Origin of the sequence: Zooshikella ganghwensis DSM 15267, assembly GCF_000428585.1 — a bacterium.
GTDB classification, from domain to species: Bacteria; Pseudomonadota; Gammaproteobacteria; order Pseudomonadales; family Zooshikellaceae; genus Zooshikella; species Zooshikella ganghwensis.
This window is the reverse complement of record NZ_AUAF01000016.1, coordinates 59,621-63,926: the sequence shown is the minus strand read 5'-3', so window position 1 is coordinate 63,926 and position 4,306 is coordinate 59,621. Positions and strand designations below refer to the sequence as shown.

General features: G+C 36.3%; 3 protein-coding genes and 1 pseudogene. All 4 read left to right on the top strand.

Features of this window, described 5'->3' with window-relative positions; genetic code table 11:
• Nucleotides 1-257, top strand: a pseudogene (locus F607_RS0105960) (hypothetical protein); the annotation flags it as partial.
• A 726-nt stretch (nucleotides 258-983) separates the two neighbouring features.
• Nucleotides 984-2,183, top strand: coding sequence for a multidrug effflux MFS transporter (locus tag F607_RS0105955; protein ID WP_027707357.1), 1,200 nt, complete (start codon nucleotides 984-986; stop codon nucleotides 2,181-2,183).
• A 217-nt stretch (nucleotides 2,184-2,400) separates the two neighbouring features.
• A complete protein-coding gene (locus F607_RS0105950; RefSeq protein ID WP_051310970.1) occupies nucleotides 2,401-3,366 on the top strand; it encodes a diiron oxygenase in 966 nt (321 codons plus the stop codon).
• Between the two features lie 16 nt (nucleotides 3,367-3,382).
• Nucleotides 3,383-4,294 (top strand): class I SAM-dependent methyltransferase, encoded by a 912-nt coding sequence (locus F607_RS28330; protein ID WP_051310968.1) that lies wholly within the window; start codon nucleotides 3,383-3,385, stop codon nucleotides 4,292-4,294.
• Nucleotides 4,295-4,306 lie beyond the last annotated feature (12 nt).

The window sequence follows — 4,306 nt, the reverse complement described above, 5'->3', positions numbered from 1 at the left end:
AGAGTTGGGGATATCAACATAAAACCGTTTGTCACGGGAAAGGGGAGTATGCTCGTGATGAAGATGGGGATGGTTTTCACGAAGTACATGTTAACACCATTGAAGGTTGTTGGTCATTACTACGCTCATGGTTAAGACCTCATCGAGGTATTTCTCAAGAAAAACTACCTTTTTATTTAGCATTATTTGAGTTTGTGTACAATATAAAGTGCCGAGGAAAAAGCTTACTTAATGATCTAATAGAGCTATTGATATAACCCCCTAGGAATCCATATAGAGCCTTACTCATTTGTTACTCCTACATAATTAATGTTAAGGGTGCAAAGGAGTTTCAGCTTATTAACATTACATCAACCTCTATCAAATCAGATAAGCCTTTCGAATAATTCAGTGTATTGGTTGCAAACTGTGGTTGGAAAGCTCATGTTGAACTGTTTGCCGCATGGAGGCGGCAATCAAGCCTCCAAGGATGGATTTACGGCATGTTCAACAAGAGTTATCCAGCCATTCTTTGTCTCTGGCTTATCGAAGAATATTACCATTTTCATATAAGGTACGCATAAGAGAAGATCAAAGGTGACCGTTAGACATTACTTGTAGGGCCTGATTTTTCTGTGTAGTGACATTTTCTAGGTGTCATATACGACCAAAGTATTATATACAAACTAAAATAGCCATGATAAATATGTAGCTAGCAGGGTATAGCAGTTTAACTATGTCGTAGAGTGTGAATATGCAGAAGCAACTAATGGTTTTCACCATTATCCGGTGCTTATATTAGAATCAAATAAACTAAAGGGTTTCCGTTGTCAGTAGTGTTATTCTGGCTTTCGGTTAATCAGCCCAGTCAATGGTTGTATACAACGTTTTATTGCTATTTCATTTTTTAAATGAGCTAATACGCCGCGCAATATGGAAGTGAAAATAAAAGCATCGAAAACGTTGCTAGCATGTGCAACTTGATAGTGAACAAGGTTTAATTTATGGATTCTATGAAAGACAAATTTGATATATTACCCGTAATACTCTTGTTGTCGTTATTAGCGGGGTGTATTGAAGTTGATATGTCGATACCAAGCTTTCCTGACATTGCTGCTGAACTGAATACAAACTTTAGTTTGGTACAAATGACTATAGCTCTCAACTTTGTGGGTTTTGTGTTAGGCGCATTATTTTACGGACCACTGTCTGACAGTTTCGGGCGTAGAAACGTTATTCTGTCGGGTTCTGTTGTGATGCTTATTGGTGCTTTGGGCTGTGTTTTCTCTACAAGTATTGAGTTTTTGCTATTATCCCGGTTGATACAGGGAATAGGTGCGTGTGCGCCAGTTGTTGTTGTTTTTGCAATCATTTCAGATAAATATGAAGGCGTGAAAATGTATAGTCTTTTTGGGCTAGTAAATGCATTCATGTCGATTGCTATGGCTATTGCGCCACTTGTAGGTGGATGGGTGAACTATTATTTGGGATGGAGAGGTAATTACGCAATTGTCGCACTGATTACTTTTGTATCTCTTATAGCACTCTTTATATTTTTACCTGAGACTAAAAAAGAAAAGGCTCCAATCAATTTACGTTTTCTTACTGAAAGCTATTCCAAGCTAGTATTTAGTAGTAAATTTGTAATATCTTCGCTTGTACCCTCGTTGCTGTTTGCGGCATATATGGTTTTTGTAGCATCAAGTGCCTTTTTGTATAGAGAAACATTTGATCTATCTGTTGCTCAGTTTGTTGCTCACTTCTTTTGTGTCGTCGTCTCATTTTCTATCACCAGCTTACTATCAGGAAGGTTAATTACTATTTTAGGTGGAGAATCTCAAACTGAGAAAATTGGTATTTTTGTGGCTATATTCAGTATGCTTATGCTCGCTGTTCTGGGTAATAATCCTTTAATGCTAACACTATTTATGAGTACGTTCTGTATTGGTTTTGCCTTGTTGTATCCAATCGTCTTTGGCCGCTCAATGAGCATTTTTCCGCAGATATCTGGGGTGGCCTCTTCATTTAATATGAGTACTCGTTCGTTACTGGTTGTGGCTGCTACCAGCTTAAGTAGTTATTTGTATAATGGAGAGCCTCAGCAGATGGCTTATATTATGTTAGGTATTGCATTGGTTGCATTTGTGTTATCAATGATGTTTTATCTTCAAAAGGATAAGGTTTCACTCGCAGACTCTATTTAATTAACAAATAAAAAGTAGTCTATGCTCTTCATGATTTTAACGCGAAAGCTGTTATTCATTAATTTTATTCATGAAGGGCATCTATATCTAAGATAAAGAGTATATTACAGTGTATTGAATAGTAAAGTACCACCTTTACTATTCAATACGCCTGTATAACGCACATTATTCCTCTGCTTGATGTCTCTATAGTATTAAAAATGAAAGTGAAAAAATTATGACATTAGAAACCAGTGTTGGGAATACACAAAGCTTTGGCTTGTCATCAAAATATGTTGAGAAGTGGGAAAAGCGATCATCTATACGAACTCGCCCAGAAAAGAAAATTGATTTTGAGCTTGATGGTTTCTTTTTTCCTGAGGATAAACAGCCTGTTTTATTAGATGGAAGACTTAAGGATATCAGTATAGAAAATAAGTCAGAGTTACTGATTAGGTCTTTATTTAAATATCTGAATGATATTGTTACGTTAGAAATAAAGCTGATAAACTCTGCTTGCAATAAAATTATCTATAATGATCTGCCTGTTGCTTATCCTGAACAGATAAAAATGAATGCTTATACGGTTATTATAGATGAGTACTACCATGTTTATGTTGCCAGGGACTTAATTAATCAGTTAAAGGCCAGATATCCCTACCTGACAGAAGATGCTCTACCTGATTCTGACTCGTTTTGTGCAGTTAATGAAATTATGAAGCGACTGGATGCGGAGCATCATGATTTATTTGAAATAATTGCTGTATGTATATTTGAGACTACTTTAGTTAAAGAATTGGTTGAATTTTTTAAGTCAGAATCGGTTCACCCATCGATTAAGAACTATGTAAATGATCACATGAATGACGAATCACGTCATTATATTTACTTCCTGGAGCTTCTGCAGTATACGTGGGATAGATTACCTGATAAGGCAAGAAGAGATATTGGTAGTAATATCCCTGATTTCGTGAAAATGTATTTGAATATTGAGTCCGAAAAAGAATTTAATCTGAATTATCTTGACAGTATTATTGCTGATCATGAAGAGAATAAGCAGACAGTAAATACTATTTATAAAGGCTTTGAGGTAACACCTGATGTTCCCATTGTGAAAAATGTAATAAGTGCATTAAAAAGAACTGGGTTGCTAGATGACGAAAATGTTAAGTCTGGGTTTACTAACATTGGGTGGATTATTTAGGTAGTATGGTTGACTTATGGAAAAGATAATTTCACACAAAACTCATTCAGAAGTTTCTATATCTCCTGATACACAATCAATAATTGATGCAATAAAAGATAGGGTGAGAAATAACTCGCTCAATTTAATTTTGCCTCTTGAGGATACGCTTGCGCTTGTTGATGAATTGGCTGAGTTTGATCTAGGGCGATTTCTGCTTCATAACCGAGGTTTAAATGGTTATTGGACGTCTTATATTTTTACTCAACAGTGTGACTCAGAAAAAGAACATCCATTAAAAAAATGGCTGATGGAAGACTCTCTGTTAAGCCAGGCACGTGAACGATTCCATCGATTTAAGTGTTTGCTTAAAAGTGAAATTTCAACGGCTAAAACTTTTGCTTCTATACCATGTGGCGTGATGGATGACTTACTGGATCAAGATTATAGCCATCACTCTGGAATCAAAATAAAAGGTATCGATCTTGATCCTGAATCTATTTCTCATGCTAAGGAAAAAGCAAAAAGAGTAGGGTTATCGAACTTATGTGATTTTGAAATTAGGGATGCTTGGAATCTTGATTATGAAAGTGTGTTTGATGTTATTACCAGTAATGGTCTTAACGTGTATGAATCAGCGCCAGAAAGGTTGATAGCATTATACAGTAACTTTGCAAAAGCGCTTAAGCCGGGCGGGCGTTTATATATTAGTTTTCTTACCCCTCCTCCGCAAGTCGGGGATGCTGAATGGGAAAAATACGGGATTCCTGAAGAAGACTTAAAGCGTGAGTTTTCTATTTTTGGTGATATTTTACAAGCGACTTATCTGAACTTTGTAAGCGAGGAAGAAATTAGGCATCAAATGCAGGAGGCTGGACTGCAGTTTACCGATGTATTTTATAACGAACGTGGTGTGTTACCTGTTTTGAAAGCAGTCAAGCCAAGTTGAAGGGTAGTTTAG

Excerpts from the sequence above, each read along its gene's own strand:
- F607_RS0105955 (WP_027707357.1), top strand. The coding sequence starts at position 984 with ATGGATTCTATGAAAGACAAATTTGATATATTACCCGTAATACTCTTG.
- F607_RS0105950 (WP_051310970.1), top strand. The coding sequence starts at position 2,401 with ATGACATTAGAAACCAGTGTTGGGAATACACAAAGCTTTGGCTTGTCA.
- F607_RS28330 (WP_051310968.1), top strand. The coding sequence starts at position 3,383 with ATGGAAAAGATAATTTCACACAAAACTCATTCAGAAGTTTCTATATCT.